We start from the raw sequence: 13,846 nt of genomic DNA on the forward strand, positions 1-13,846 counted from the left end.
CGACGATGGGCGTCACCCTCGTGCTGCTCCTCGCCGTCCTGGCCGGCTGCACCGCCGCCGACCGGACCGGCACCACCCCCGCCACCAGCGGCGGCTCCGGCGCCCCGTCCGCGCCGACCCCCACCCCGGGCACGCTCCCGGCCACGCCCGCTCCGAGCGGCCCGGGCCCCACCACGGCCACGGCCACGGCCACGGCCACGGCCACCCGGATCGTGCTGACCCGCTCCGGCGGCTTCGCCGGCCGTGGAGACACGGTGACCGTCGAGCCCGACGGCCGGTGGACGGCGGTGGACCGGGCCGGCAGCAGGCGCACGGGACGCCTCGATCCGGCCGACCTGGGCAGGCTGCACGGGCTCGCCGCCGACCCACGGCTGGCCGAGGAGGCCCGCCGCTCGCCCACCCCGACCGGCTGCGCGGACGTGTTCAGCTACCGGCTGACCGTCGGTGCCGTGGAGACCGAGTACGTCGACTGCCCCGCCGACGCGCCGCCGCCGCCAGCGACCCGGGCGCTCGTCGAGCTGCTGCTACGGGCCACCGGCTGACGGCCCCCGCGCTCAGACCAGGTAGTCCGAGGGCAGCCCGGTGCCGCGCAACTCCGGCGGCAGGTGCGCGACGTCGTTGAAGGCGATCAGGTTCGGCGGGCCGGCCGCGCTGTACCGGATGACGGTCAGGCCGGCGTTGTGCTGGTTCAGCCCGAGCCAGCGCCGCTCCGGCGCGGCCAGAGCGTGCCGGACCAGCCAGGCGATCAGGAAGTTGTGCGTGACCACCAGCTCGCGGATCGGCTCGGCGCCCTCCGGCGGGCCGGTGAACCGCCGCACCGCCGCCGCCGTCACCTGCGGTCCGTCGATCCGCTGGGCGGCCGAGAACCGGGCCAGGAAGCTGACGTACGCCGGAGACAGGCCGGCGGGCGGGGTGTCGTGCGGCAGGTGGTCTCCGGCCAGCTCGGTCGCGTACACCGGAACCCCGGGCAGCGACGCGGCGACCAGCTCGGCGGTCTGCGCGGCCCGGCACAGCGGGCCGTGGTGCACGGCGGCGAACGGCAGCCCCCGCAACCGCTCGCCGAGCAGTCTCGCCTGCCGGCGGCCCCGCTCGGAGAGGCCCGAATCGGTCGCGGCGGGATCCTGCTCGCCGTGCCGGGCGAGATACAACAACCGGGTCGTCATGCCCCACACCCCAGCACACCGGGAGGCGCGGCGTGGACCCCGCGCCTCCCGACGATCAATTCCTGACCTCAGTCCGCCCGGCCCGCCGCCGCCCGGGCGAGGGTGACCGACACCCAGAGCCAGCCGGCCGTCACCGCCAGCCCGAAGGCGACCATCGCGGCCGGGGCCGGCCGGACCATCAGCGCCAGCCAGGCCACCGCGAAGAAGGTCCCGGTCGCCAGGCTGTACGCGGCCCGGGCCCGCGCCCCCCGCCGTGCGGCCCGGAGCCCGACCAGCACCGTCGCCACGATCAGCGACACGAACGCGACCGCCGCCACCAGGAAGTGCAGCCCACCGTGCCAGCTGATCTGACCCGCGCCCCGGGGTGTGCCGACCGGGAACCCGTCGGCCGGGTCGGCACTGAAGATTGCGGCACCCATCAGGCCCAGCCCGTACAGGCCGAGCAGACGGGGGACCCAGACCGACCCGGTGCACGCCGAGCGCCGCAGCGCCCCGGCGGCGGCCAGGCAGAGCACCCCGGTGACCAGGAACGTGGCGATCTGGATCCAGCCGAGGTCGCCGGTGCTCAGCACACTGGCCGGGTGCCGCCGGAAGTCGAAGCCGTCCCGGGTCAGCGCCTGGAGCAGCACCGAGCCGACGAAGATCGGGCCGGCGAGGACGCCGCCGGCGAGCAGGGCCCGGTCCCGGCCGGCGGCGGCCGCCGGTTGGAGCACGGGAAGTGGCATGGCCTGTGTCATCGCTCCGCTCCCGTCAGGCCCGGGGGAACATCTGGCCGATGCGGATCTTGTTGCCGAACGGGTCCCGGACGCCGAAGTCGATCCCGTACGGGCGCTCGGTCGGCTCGTCGGTGATGTCGACGCCCTTCGCGACGAGGTCCTCGTAGGTCTTGCGGGCGTCGTCGGTGGTGATGCTGAGCCAGCCGCCCAGGGCGCCCTTGGTCAGCAGTTCCCGGACCTGCTCGGCGGTGGCCGGATCCAGGGCCGGCGGGCCCGGCTTCTCCAGCAGGATCTCGCGCTCCGGGTCGCCGGGCAGGTTGACCGTCAGCCAGCGCATGAAGCCGAGATCCTGGTCGGTGTTGACCTCCATGCCGAGCTTTCCGACGTAGAAGTCGAGGGCCTCGTCCTGGTCGAGGACGTAGATCTGGGAGCGGGTGATCGCGTTCATCGTCATGCCAACGACGCTAGAGGGTGGCCCTGGCCTGCCGCTTATCCAAAACTGCTGGGTCTGGTCCAGGCCTTCACGAAGCAGGACGGCACGCCGGGCGGCGCGGTGCGCCGGCGGAAGTCGGTCGGCGACTCGCCGACGATCTGCCGGAACGTCCGGCTGAACGTCCCCAGGCTGCTGAACCCGACCGCGAAGCAGATGTCGGTGACGTCCCGCCCGGTCTCTAGCAGCAGCGACATCGCCCGCTCCACCCGGCGGCGTTGCAGGTAGCGGTGCGGGGTCTCGCCGAACGTGGCCCGGAAGGTCCGGATGAAGTGCGCCTCCGAGACGTGCGCGATGCGTGCCAGCGCGGGGATGTCCAACGGCTCGGCGTACGCCCGGTCCATGGCGTCCCGGGCGCGAAGCATCGCCCGGTTGGACTCCTCCGTGGCGCGACTCATCGGCCCGGTGGGAGAACGGACGTCTGCGCGACGTCCTGGGTCTGCAACTTCCGGTACACGGTCTCGGACGTGAAGCCACCGATGAACCCGATGGCCAGCACGAAGAAGACGAGCTGCCGCGCGCGTTCACCGGCCAGGAGGTCCGGGTTGGTGGAGAGCTGGGCGGCGACGAACAGCAGGAAGGCGATGACCCCGGCCGCCGACCCCACGGCCGCCGCCCGCAACCAGTTGCTCATGCCGTCGTACGCGTTGCGCACCAGGGCGCCCCAGGTGGACGCCAGCAGCGGAGTGGCCACGAGCACCGCCACGCTCTGCCAGCCCCCGACCGGCGCGGCGTACGCCAGCGGCACCGTCGCGAGCGCGAGCAGCAGGAGGACCAACGCCGCGGCCAGGCCGGCGATCGTCTGCCGCCGTCTGGTCCGCTCGCCCAGGAGAGCGGTCTGCTCCTGCTCCGAGTGGCGCCGTATCTGCGCGAGGAGCGCCGCGACGACGGGCTTCATACGCCTCCTCGCGATCGGTACTGCCGGTAACTATAGAAGTCCCACCCGCCCAGGGGAGTGCAGCCAAGTCCCGCGGCTGATCTTCACGCGGGTCCGGAGATCGGCTAACCTCATCCTCCGCGACCCACCGCCGACAGGGAACAGCGTGAATATTGCACGGGGAACACGTGGGGCCGCCGTCGGAGTTCTGTCGCTGCTGAGCATGGTCGCCTGTGTACCGAGCGCCGCCAGCGAGCCGACCACTCCGCCCCGGCCGACTCAGGCGACCGCTGAAGCTGTCGTCGCCCGCGAGCAGGAGACCGGGAAGCAGGCTGTCGGGCAGCCGGAGCGGTCCGCCACGGCGACCACCGGCAGCCGGACGGCGGCAACCGCGCCACCGACCACGGCGGCGACCTCAACCGGCCGCGCCAAGCCCCGGTTCGACATCGACGGGGACGGCAGGGACGAACTGGTCGTCGGCAGTTCGGCGAGCCCCGGCGGGTTCGCTCTGCAGGTCCGGTACTCCCGCGTCACCCGTCGGGACACCGTGACCGCACCCGCCGTCGCCGACCCCCCGTATCGGTTTGCGCCTGAGTTCACCGCGGGTGACTTCAACGGCGACGGCTTCCAGGACCTCGCGGTCGCCGCCTTCCGGATGCTCAGCACGAGCGCCTTCGAGCACGGGATCTTCGTCTACGACGGCGGCCCGGACGGGCTCGATCGCGACCAGGCGGCGCTCCTGCCGGGGCTGCACGTGGGCACACTCGCGGCCGGTGACCTCGACAACGACGGCGACGACGAGCTGGCCGTCAGCGACGGCGGCGCGACCCCGGAGCGCGACGGGGCGTTCCGGGGCTCGGTCACGGTGCTGTCGGGCACCCGGAACGGTCTCACCCTGGTCGGCTCGGTGAAGGTCTGCCAGGTCGTACCCCGCTGGTCCGGCCTGGTGGATGAGCACTTCGGCAGCCAGCTGGCGATCGGTGACCTCACCGGCGACGGCTACGACGATCTCGTCGTCAACGGGTCCAGGCGGGGCACCTCCGAGTCCGACTCGCACGGCATGCTGACACTCTTCCCCGGCTCGACCAATGGGCCCAACGCCGCCAAGGTCACGAAGGTCGAAGGCCAGCGCGACACCGCCGGCGACAGCATCCCGGTGGACGTGATGGTGATGTCGGACCTGAACCGGGACGGCCGGGCGGACCTCGTCCTGGGGCTGCCCCGCAGCTCGGGCGGCAGGGTCGTCTACCTTCCCGGCACGTCCGCCGGCCTGGCCTGGGCGGGTCGCCGGGTCATCGACCAGGACACCGCCGGAGTACCCGACAACCCCGACCGGGACGCCAACGGCGGCCACTTCGGCGAGGCGCTGGCGACCGGCGACGTGACCGGCGACGGCATCCCGGACCTGCTGATCGGCGCGATGACGATGACCGTGGGCGCGGTGGCGGACGCCGGTTCGGTGACGTTGGTTCCCGGCACCCCGCAGGGCCCCACCGGCGCCGGCTCAATCGTCTACACCCAGAACGTCGCGGCCGGCAGCTGGCCCAAGCCACAGCCCGAGTTCGAGGAGTCGACCAGGGCACTCAGCGACCGCCCGGAACCCAGCGACTACCTGGGGTCGGCGGTGGCGATCCTCGACCTGGACGGCACCGGCCCGCTCGAGATGTTCACCGAGGCGAAATACGAGGACATGCGGCAGCAGGAGGCCGGCGAACCGTACGGTCTCATCACCACCCTGCGGCTGCAGACACGTTCGCTCCCCGGCGGCGGGCCAGCCATGTCGCGCCTCGTGCCGGTCGCCCAGCAGCGGCCGGTCGACTTCTCGGGATCCGGATTCCGCGTCAACCACTTCGGATACGGCCTGCTGAGCGGGTGACCGGAACGCCTGGGTGCAATGGAGCCCCCGGCCGGGATCGAACCGGCGACATCTCGCTTACAAGAGGAAGATGCCCCTGGCGAGGCACCCACGGGTTTGTGAAACTCGATGTGTCGCCCGCCGACGTCGACAGAGCTTGGCACCTGCGAGCCCGTTTACAAGAGTGACGCTGGAACCCGCCCCGGTAGGTACCCCGGGTTGCCGCTATGAGCGCGTGTCTGAGTTTCTTGATCTTTCGCGGGTTCCGCGGGCGGCGCCTTATCGGCTCAGTTCCACCTTGGAGGCGTCGTGGAGATCGTGTATCCGCGGGTCGCGGCGATCGACGTGCACAAGAAGCAGATCACGGTGGCGGTCCGGGTCCCGGGCGAGCAGGTCGGGCAGCGCCGCCAACAGGTACGCAAGTACCCCACCTTCTACAGCGCGCTGCGGGAGATGACCGGCTGGCTGGTCGCCGAGCAGGTCACGCATGTGGCGATGGAGGCCACCGGCGTGTACTGGCGGCCGGTCTTCCACGCCCTGACAGAGGCTGACGGGCTGGAGATCCTGCTGTGCAACGCCCACCACGTCAAAAACGTGCCGGGCCGCAAAACCGACGCCTCCGACGCGGTGTGGCTGGCCGAACTGTGCGAGGTGGGACTGCTACGGGGCAGTTTCATCCCGCCGGCCGAGATCGCCGCGATCCGGGAACTGACCCGCTACCGAAAGAAGCTGATCGAGGAACGCACCCGCGAGACCCAACGGCTGCACAAAGTCCTCGAAGACGGCGGCATCAAGCTCGATTCCGTCGCCTCTGACGCCATCGGCGTGTCCGGGCGGGCGATGATCGAGGCACTCATCGCCGGCGAGCGGGATCCAGCGGTGTTGGCCGACCTGGCCAGAGGTGTGCTGCGCAAGAAGATCCCCGACCTGGCTTTCGCCCTCGCGGGCCGGTTCGCCGACCACCACGGCCTGCTCTGCCGGCTGCACCTGACCCACATCGATCACCTCAACGACATGATCAGCAAGCTCGACGCCCGCATCGACGAGGCCATCACCCCGTTCGCAACACAGCGGGACCGGCTCAAGACGATCCCGGGGGTGGGTGACCGCGCCGCCCAGACGATCATCTCCGAGATCGGCGTGGACATGACCCGCTTCCCCACCCCAGCCCACCTCGCGTCCTGGGCCGGCCTCCGCCCGGGCAACCACGAATCAGCCGGCAAACGCAGGAAAGGCACCACCCGCCACGGCAACCCCCACCTCGCCACCGTCCTGGTCGAAGCCGCCTGGGCCACCTCCCGCACCAGCACCCGACTCGGCGCCCGCTACCGCCGCCTGCACCGACGCTTCGGCAAGACCGGCGGCAAGAAAGCCGCCGTCGCCATCGCCCACACCATCCTGATCATCATCTGGCACCTACTCGCCAACGACACCACCTACACCGACCTCGGCACCGACTACTACACCCACCGAGACGACCCCGAGACCCGCAAGAACCAACTGCTACGCCAGCTACACGACCTCGGCTACCAAGCCCAACTCACCGCACTCGCGGCATAACCCCGCACCCTCGGCCTGAGTTTCGTCTGAGCTCTGGCGCTGCGTCCGCGCGTGTCTGGGAACGGCTGCACGCTCGGAGCTTCGTTCATGCCCGTGCTTGTCAGCGTGCCGCTGTCCGGCTCAGTTGCTGTCAGCGTTGCTGTCGACAGCCTGGATCCCCCTGACCCGGCGTTCCTCATCGCCGGTTGGCCCCTCACGCGAATGCGGGCAGGATCGGCCCATGTCTCACGAAGAATGCTTTGTCCGCTGCGAGGTGGTGGCCTGGGTCAGCCACGACTTCCCGGGCTGGATACGTGTCCGCCTGGTCGATGCTGACGGGAAGCCGTGGTTCTTCGTCGACAAGGTTTCCGTCTTCACCTGTGGTCAGCTCGACGCTGGCGCTCGTTTGCCAGCACCAGTTCGACTGGGATGCAGCATCGTGGGCAACGACGAGGACCGCGCCGTGGTCGTCTCCACCCGGCGGGATGCAGTCGAAGCGGCGGACGGACAGACGCGGTTCCGGGTGCGCGAGGACCAACTGGACCGACACGCAGTTTAGGAAGGGTTTAGCCCCCGCCAACCGGTCGCCGATGGAGAGGTGTTGTGCGTTGTCCTGGTAGAAGACCCCTGCGGTGAAGGCGGCGAGCCGGTGCCGCCGGCGTGGAGTCCGGCGCTGGCCGTGTGCCGGGCGTACGGGCCGTCCGGTACAGGCCCGGGAACACGCAGCCCAGTGCGCGCCGGGACCGCGGCGATGGCCAGGTGATTAGCTGGCTGCCCCGCCGCTCATCGCGATGTCGCCGTTAAGGCCGGAGGGATAGAAGCCGCCGGAGTTCGCCGGGCTCGCGTTGAGGTAAACGATATTCAGGACCGACTGGGCCGAGCGGCCGTAGGCGATGCCGTTGGCGTCCGTGGGAACGAGGTTCGCCTCGGCGCTGGTGCCGATACCCTGGTCGTCGTCGACCGGTCCGTCGAGACTGTTGCGGGCGTCGGAGAGCTTCTGCACGCCCGCGAAGACAGCCTCGTCGATCATGCCTTCGTTGTAGAGCGCGGAGCGGACGATCCCGGCGTGGTACGCCTCCGTGGCGAGCAGGCCCGCGGCCGCGTCCAGGTACGTCTTGTTGGACAGCAGCGGTGCCGCTCCCTTGAAAGCGGAGACGCCGACGTCCTCGAACAGGAACGCGGCGAACAGGAAGTTGAGATCGTTGGCGTACGGGTCGAACATCTCGCCCGACTTGATGAGCCCGGCCGCGGTGGCCGCCGCGGTGAAGCTCGTGTCAAGAGAGATCGCCGGACGGGAAACGGCGTGCTCCCCGAGGGCGGACCGCAGGAAGGCCACATGCTGCTGCTCGTCCGAGGCGATCTCCCGTGCGAACTTGCGCACCACCGAATTGCTGAAGTTGACCATGCCCCCACCGGTCACCTCACCCCGGGTGCCGGTACCGGTGGTCATCTCGTCAGGCAGACCCTGCCCCGTAATGGCGCGAAGGTAGAACTCCGCTTCGAGGTATTCGAGGTTGAGGGCGAAATTCAGGATCGTCGCGTCACTCGGCCCCGAGCCGTCCGCCGATCGCGCTGCGGGATTCGTCGGGTCCGTCATCGACGCGAGCTTCCGTCGATCGTCATCCGACTCCGCGCTGCGCGACAGCGCCTCTTTGATGAATTTCATTACCATGGAAGCGACCCCCGTTCGGATCCACGACACGCCGGGTACTCCATCGATACGTCGCCGGTGCGCCGCACCCTACTGCCGTCGGCGCTCACGCTATGGCGTGGCTGTCTCGGCCGTGCTCCTTTGCCGAACCTTCACCGGCAGGAGGTGCACGGCGAGGATAATCGCACGCCGACGTGAAGATCACTCTCAAGGTCTACGCTCACGCCAACCTCGACGCGATGCGTCAGGCGCTCGGCAAGCTCGATGGGCGGCTGTCGTGACCCCGGTTGCTGTCAGCGTTGCTGTCGAGCAGTCGGCTCGCGACAACGCCCGATGCAAATTGCCTGGGTGAAATGGAGCCCCCGGCCGGGATCGAACCGGCGACATCTCGCTTACAAGGCGAGTGCTCTGGCCAGCTGAGCTACAGGGGCGTGTGCGTCGAGGCCAGCATAGCGACTGACGTCTGGATATCCCGCTCGCCAGGGCTCCCGAGCACGGGAAACGTCAGCAACCCGACGATAGGGCCGGATCCGGTCGCCAGCCGGCCGAACCGATTGGTGTCCTCCCGTGCCGGAGTGCCCGGAATGCGTATGCCGTGGCCCGCATCCTGGGCCGCTCACCTTGGCAGCGCGCCCAAAGGCGTTTACGGTGCAGTGACACGAACGACAGCCGAGCGCCCCCGCGAGCGGCTCGCCGTTCGCTGACCGGCACGGGCACGTGCCGGTCGCTCCTTCACTCGGATCGTCCGGCACGTTCCTGCCGGTGAAAGGAAGCGCTTCACCATGGCTACGGTCACCTATTCCAAGGCGTCCCGGATCTACCCGGGCACCGAGCGTCCTGCCGTCAACGAGCTGGACCTCGAGATCGGCGACGGCGAGTTCCTCGTCCTGGTCGGTCCCTCCGGCTGCGGCAAGTCCACCAGCCTGCGGATGCTCGCCGGCCTGGAGGACGTCGACGCCGGCTCGATCTACATCGACCAGCGTGACGTCACCCACCTGCCCCCCAAGGCCCGCGACATCGCGATGGTCTTCCAGAACTACGCCCTCTACCCGCACATGACGGTGTACGAGAACATGGCGTTCGCGCTGAAGCTGCGCAAGACCTCCAAGTCGGAGATCGACCGGCGGGTCAAGGAGGCGGCCGGGCTGCTCCAGCTGGAGGAGTTCCTCAGCCGCAAGCCGAAGGCGCTCTCCGGTGGTCAGCGCCAGCGGGTCGCAATGGGCCGGGCGATCGTCCGCGAGCCGCAGGTCTTCCTCATGGACGAGCCGCTGTCGAACCTCGACGCCAAGCTGCGCGTGCAGACCCGTACCCAGATCGCGTCGCTGCAGGCGAAGCTGGGCGTCACCACGGTCTACGTCACCCACGACCAGGTCGAGGCCATGACCATGGGTCACCGGGTCGCCGTGCTGCTCGACGGCGTCCTCCAGCAGGTGGACACCCCGCGGGCGCTCTACGACACCCCGGCCAACGTCTTCGTCGCCGGCTTCATGGGCTCCCCCGCCATGAACATCAAGACCGTGCCGCTGAACGACAAGGGCGCCGAGTTCGCCGAGCTGCACATCCCGCTGACCCGCGAGCAGGTCGAGGCGGCCCGCGCCGAGGGTGGCGACGGCAAGGTGACCGTCGGTTTCCGCCCGGAGGACTGCGACCTGGTCAGCCCGACCGAGGGCGGCATGCCGGTCGTGGTCGAGCTGGTCGAGGACCTCGGCTCGGACGCCAACGTCTACGGGCACGCCGCGCTGGGCGGCAACTCGGAGCGCTTCGTCGTCCGCACCGACCGGCGCACCATGCCGAACATGGGTGACACCGTGTTCGTCAAGCCGCGTACCGGCCGCAGCCACGTCTTCCACGCCGCCACCGGCCGCCGGATCTGACGTACGCCGTACCGAGAGGGGCGGTCCGCTTCGGCGGGCCGCCCCTCTCGTCGTACCGCCGGATCCGGACGCGCAGAGGCCCCTTCCCGAGTCCGGGAAGGGGCCTCTGCGACGTTGTTACAGCTCGACCGCGCGGCGGCGTGCCACCTCGGCCAGGGCGACCGCGGCGGCCACGCTGGCGTTGAGCGACTCGACGTCGGAGATCATCGGGATGCTGACGGTCAGGTCGCAGGTCTCCCCGACCAGCCGGGACAGCCCACGTCCCTCCGAGCCGACCACCACCACCAGCGGGCCGACCGCGGCCTCGAGGTCGTAGAGGTCGGTTTCGCCGTCGGCGTCCAGGCCGACCACCATGAAGCCGGCGTCCCGGCACGCCTTCAGCGACCGGGTCAGGTTGGTCACCTGAGCCACCGGCACCCGCGCCGCCGCGCCCGCACTGGTCCGCCAGGCGGTCGCGGTGATCCCCGCGGCCCGCCGCTCGGGTACGAAGACACCCTGCGCGCCGAACGCGGCGGCCGAGCGGATCACCGCACCCAGGTTGCGCGGGTCGGTGACGCCGTCCAGCGCGACCAGCAGCGGGGCGGGCTGCTCCACCGCCGCGGCGACCATGTCCTCGAACGGCTGGTACGCGAACGGCGGCACCTGGAGCCCGACACCCTGGTGCAGCACGCCGCCGGTCATCCGGTCCAGTTCGGCCCGGCTGATCTCCAGGATGGCGATGCCCCGGTCGGCCGCGGTCCGGACGATCTCGTTGATCCGGTCGTCGCTCTCCATGCCCTGCGCGGTGTAGAGCGCCGTCGCCGGCACCTGGGCGCGCAGGGACTCCAGCACCGGGTTGCGCCCGACCAGCAGCTCCGGGCTGTCCCTGGACGGGTTGGACTTGCGCCCCGGAGCGACCCGGGGGCCGCCCGCGCGGCCGGTGGGCTTACCGCCCCGACCGCCGGCGCCGCCGCGACCGACGGGAACGCCCCGCCCGCCACCCTTGCCCCAGGTGGTGTCCTTGGTGCCGGGCGCACCGATCTTGGGGGCACGCCCCTCCTCGGCCGCCGCCCGGCGCTCCTTGTCCTGCTTCCAGGCGGTGCGCTGGGGCAGCTTCTCGGTGCCCGAGTACCCCTTGTGCCAGGGCCGCTCGTCGGCGGGCAGGGTGCGACCCCGGCCCGCGAGGGAGTCCTTGTTCTTGCCGCCGGAGCCCTTGGGGGCGCCCGCCTTCGGCGTCAGACGCCGGCCACGGCGCTGCGAGTTGCCGGCCATCAGTCCTGCTCTCCAATAGTCCAACGGGGGCCCTGGGGGGTGTCTTCGACCACCACACCGGCTTGCTTGAGCTGGTCGCGTACCGCGTCCGCGGCGGCCCAGTCCCTGCGGCCCCGGGCCTGCGCACGCTGCTCCAGGGCCAGCGCGATCAGGGAGTCCACCACGGCACGCAGATCGTCGGTGCGGCCGCCGCCGGTCCAGACCGGGTCGAGGGGGTCGATCCCGAGGATATCCAGCATCGCCCGTACGGAGGCCAGCGTGGTGCGGACGGTCACATCGTCGCCGTTGCTCAGCGCGGTGTTGCCGTCTCTGAGCACCTGTTGCAGCACGGCCAGTGCCGCAGAGGTGTTGAGGTCGTCGTCCATCGCGGCCACGAAGCCCGTCGGCAGCTCGCCGAGCTGCCCGACGCCGACCCGCTCGGCGGCCCGCTGCACGAAGCCCTCGATCCGCCGGTACGCGATGGCGAACTCCCGCAGCGACTCCTCCGAGTAGTCGATCACGGAGCGGTAGTGCGCGGCGGCGTAGTAGTAGCGCAGCTCCACCGGCCGCACCCCGAGCGAGTCGACGTACGCCAGGTCCAGCGCGTTGCCGGCGGACTTGCCCATCTTCGCGCCGCCGATGTTGAGCAGCCCGTGGTGCACCCAGTAGCGGGCGAACGGCAGCCCGGCGGCCTGGGACTGGGCGATCTCGTTCTCGTGGTGCGGGAAGGTGAGATCGAGCCCGCCGCCGTGGATGTCGAACTCGGCACCCAGGTACCGCCAGCACATCGCCGAGCACTCGATGTGCCAGCCGGGGCGGCCCCGCCCCCACGGCGACGGCCAGTAGGCGTCCGCAGGCTCGCTGGGCTTGGCGCCCTTCCAGAGCGCGAAGTCCCGCGGGTCCCGCTTGCCCCGGTCGGGGGCGTCGCCGGCCGACTGCATCGCGTCGGGGGACTGGCCGGAGAGCGACCCGTACGCCGGCCAGGAGGCCACGTCGAAGTAGACGTCGCCGGAGCCGTCGGTCGCCGGGTAGGCGTGCCCGTCCGCGATCAACTTGGTGATCAGCTCGTGCATCTCCGGGATGTGCCCGGTGGCGCGCGGCTCGTACGTCGGCGCCAGCACGTTCAGCGCCCGGTACGACTCGGCCAGGATCAGCTCGTTGGCGTACGCGATCGACCAGAACGGCCGACCCTGCTCGCCCGCCTTGACCAGGATCTTGTCATCGATGTCGGTCACGTTGCGAATGAAGGTGACCTCGTAGCCCGCAGTCACCAGCCAGCGCCGCAGCACGTCATAGTTGACGCCGGAGCGAAGGTGGCCGATGTGCGGCGGGGCCTGGAGGGTGAGACCACACAGGTAGACCCCCACCTTGCCGGCTTCCCGCGGGACGAAGTCCCGCACCGATCGGGTGGCGGTGTCATACAGGCGTAGCGTCACCGTACAAGGGTAGCCGTCCGCACCTGTCCGGGTCCGCCGGTGCCGGGTCGTACGCTGCCAGGCGTGGATGCGACTGCGCGGCCCGGTGAGCCAGCGGCACGCCCCGGTGAGTCAGCGGCACGAGCCGGCACGGCTTCCGGTCGGGCCGGGTGGGTCTCCGACCAGGGCGGAACGGCTTCCGGGCCGGGCGGAACGGCTTCCCGGCCGAGCGCGACGGGGGCCCGGCCGAGCCCGACCGCTTCCGGACCGGGCACGGCCGCTTCCGCGCCGAGCGGCGAGACGGCGCAGACCCTGGACCGGGGGTTGCGACTGCTGCACCTGGTCGCCGACGCGCCTGGTGGGCTGACCGTCACCGAGGCGGCGGCCCGACTCGGCATCGGACGGGCGGCGGTCTACCGGCTGGTCGCCCCGCTGACCGGGCACGGGATGCTGCGGCGGGACGGCGACGGCCGGCTCCGCCTCGGCGCGGGAGTGCTGCACCTGGCCCGACGCGCCCAGCCGCTGCTCGCCGAGGGCGCGCTGCCCGCGCTGCGCCGGCTCGCGGAGCAGGCCGGTGCCACCGCGCACCTGACGGTGGTTGAGGGTGGCGAGGGCGTGGCGCTGGTGGTGGTCGAGCCGAGCTGGACGTCGTACCACGTCGCCTACCGGACCGGGGCCCGGCATCCGCTGGACCGGGGCGCGGCGGGACGGGCCATCCTGGCCGGCCGGGCCGGCTCGGCGGAGCCGGTGGGCAGCAGCGGTGAGCTGCAGTCCGGCGCGTACGGGGTGGCCGCGCCGGTGCTGGGCGTACCCGGGTTGGAGGCGAGCGTCGGCGTGGTGGCCCTCGCCCCGTTGGACATCGCCACGGTCGGCCCCCAGGTCCGCGCCGCGGCGACAACCATCGCCACGGCCCTCTCCTGACCGGCCCGCTGCTTGATCGACTCGAGATCCTGCACATCGGGGTGTCCCTCACCGGCGGTTTCAAGTGGTTGTTGCAACGAGGTAGTTGTGGAGTGCTTCGGCTGGATTCTGCCAG

14 protein-coding genes and 1 tRNA gene are annotated in these 13,846 nt (G+C 71.0%); 6 read left to right on the top strand and 9 right to left on the bottom strand.

The genetic code is table 11. The features are described 5' to 3' along the window. The first annotated feature begins 5 nt into the window (after window positions 1–5). Window positions 6–542 carry a hypothetical protein gene (locus ACFOW4_RS12815; protein ID WP_377527369.1) on the top strand — a complete coding sequence of 179 codons (537 nt, stop codon included), beginning with the start codon at window positions 6–8 and terminating at the stop codon, window positions 540–542. 12 nt (window positions 543–554) lie between these two features. On the opposite strand, the gene ACFOW4_RS12820 is transcribed toward ACFOW4_RS12815, so the two are convergent. The 5 genes from ACFOW4_RS12820 to ACFOW4_RS12840 form a co-directional block, all read right to left on the bottom strand. Next, window positions 555–1,163, bottom strand: a complete 609-nt coding sequence (locus tag ACFOW4_RS12820; RefSeq protein ID WP_377527370.1) for a histidine phosphatase family protein — start codon at window positions 1,161–1,163, stop codon at window positions 555–557. Between the two features lie 68 nt (window positions 1,164–1,231). Next, on the bottom strand, window positions 1,232–1,900 hold the full coding sequence (locus ACFOW4_RS12825) for a DUF998 domain-containing protein (RefSeq protein WP_377527372.1): 669 nt from the start codon (window positions 1,898–1,900) through the stop codon (window positions 1,232–1,234). Window positions 1,901–1,913: 13 nt separating this feature from the next. After that, a complete protein-coding gene (locus tag ACFOW4_RS12830; RefSeq protein ID WP_377527373.1) occupies window positions 1,914–2,333 on the bottom strand; it encodes a VOC family protein in 420 nt (139 codons plus the stop codon). A 35-nt stretch (window positions 2,334–2,368) separates the two neighbouring features. Beyond that, window positions 2,369–2,767: a helix-turn-helix domain-containing protein gene (locus tag ACFOW4_RS12835; RefSeq protein WP_377527375.1), complete on the bottom strand. Its 399-nt coding sequence runs from the start codon at window positions 2,765–2,767 to the stop codon at window positions 2,369–2,371. Further along, the gene (locus ACFOW4_RS12840; RefSeq protein WP_377527376.1) at window positions 2,764–3,267 is read right to left on the bottom strand and encodes a hypothetical protein; all 504 of its coding nucleotides are present in this window, start codon (window positions 3,265–3,267) and stop codon (window positions 2,764–2,766) included. The genes ACFOW4_RS12835 and ACFOW4_RS12840 overlap by 4 nt, the downstream gene beginning before the upstream one ends. Window positions 3,268–3,469: 202 nt before the next feature. Here ACFOW4_RS12840 and ACFOW4_RS12845 point away from each other — a divergent pair, with 202 nt between their 5' ends. The 3 genes from ACFOW4_RS12845 (at window position 3,470) to ACFOW4_RS12855 (ending at window position 7,199) form a co-directional block, all read left to right on the top strand. Further along, window positions 3,470–5,122: an FG-GAP and VCBS repeat-containing protein gene (locus ACFOW4_RS12845; RefSeq protein WP_377527377.1), complete on the top strand. Its 1,653-nt coding sequence runs from the start codon at window positions 3,470–3,472 to the stop codon at window positions 5,120–5,122. A gap of 288 nt (window positions 5,123–5,410) precedes the next feature. Then, complete coding sequence (locus tag ACFOW4_RS12850; protein WP_377527379.1) at window positions 5,411–6,661, top strand: IS110 family transposase; 1,251 nt, start codon at window positions 5,411–5,413, stop codon at window positions 6,659–6,661. Window positions 6,662–6,881: 220 nt separating this feature from the next. Further along, window positions 6,882–7,199, top strand: coding sequence for a hypothetical protein (locus ACFOW4_RS12855; RefSeq protein WP_377527380.1), 318 nt, complete (start codon window positions 6,882–6,884; stop codon window positions 7,197–7,199). Between the two features lie 204 nt (window positions 7,200–7,403). Here the strand turns inward: ACFOW4_RS12855 and ACFOW4_RS12860 are convergent, their stop codons facing one another. Both ACFOW4_RS12860 and ACFOW4_RS12865 read right to left on the bottom strand, forming a co-directional pair. Then, complete coding sequence (locus ACFOW4_RS12860) at window positions 7,404–8,306, bottom strand: ferritin-like domain-containing protein (protein WP_377527382.1); 903 nt, start codon at window positions 8,304–8,306, stop codon at window positions 7,404–7,406. 339 nt (window positions 8,307–8,645) lie between these two features. Next, window positions 8,646–8,722 (bottom strand) — tRNA-Thr (locus ACFOW4_RS12865). A 351-nt stretch (window positions 8,723–9,073) separates the two neighbouring features. Here ACFOW4_RS12865 and ACFOW4_RS12870 point away from each other — a divergent pair. After that, a complete protein-coding gene (locus ACFOW4_RS12870) occupies window positions 9,074–10,165 on the top strand; it encodes an ABC transporter ATP-binding protein (protein ID WP_377527383.1) in 1,092 nt (363 codons plus the stop codon). Between the two features lie 117 nt (window positions 10,166–10,282). Here ACFOW4_RS12870 and rlmB read toward each other — a convergent pair whose 3' ends face one another. Both rlmB and cysS read right to left on the bottom strand, forming a co-directional pair. Further along, window positions 10,283–11,416: a 23S rRNA (guanosine(2251)-2'-O)-methyltransferase RlmB gene (gene rlmB / locus ACFOW4_RS12875; protein ID WP_377527385.1), complete on the bottom strand. Its 1,134-nt coding sequence runs from the start codon at window positions 11,414–11,416 to the stop codon at window positions 10,283–10,285. Continuing rightward, entirely contained in the window at window positions 11,416–12,831 is a 1,416-nt protein-coding gene (gene cysS / locus ACFOW4_RS12880) for a cysteine--tRNA ligase (protein WP_377527387.1), read from the bottom strand. Before cysS ends, rlmB begins: the two co-directional genes overlap by 1 nt. Before the next feature lie 291 nt (window positions 12,832–13,122). Here cysS and ACFOW4_RS12885 point away from each other — a divergent pair, with 291 nt between their 5' ends. Continuing rightward, a complete protein-coding gene (locus ACFOW4_RS12885) occupies window positions 13,123–13,731 on the top strand; it encodes an IclR family transcriptional regulator (protein ID WP_377527390.1) in 609 nt (202 codons plus the stop codon). The last annotated feature ends 115 nt before the right edge of the window (window positions 13,732–13,846 follow it).

The sequence above is a fragment of the Micromonospora sp. GCM10011542 genome, from assembly GCF_042650685.1.
GTDB lineage: Bacteria > Actinomycetota > Actinomycetes > Mycobacteriales > Micromonosporaceae > Micromonospora.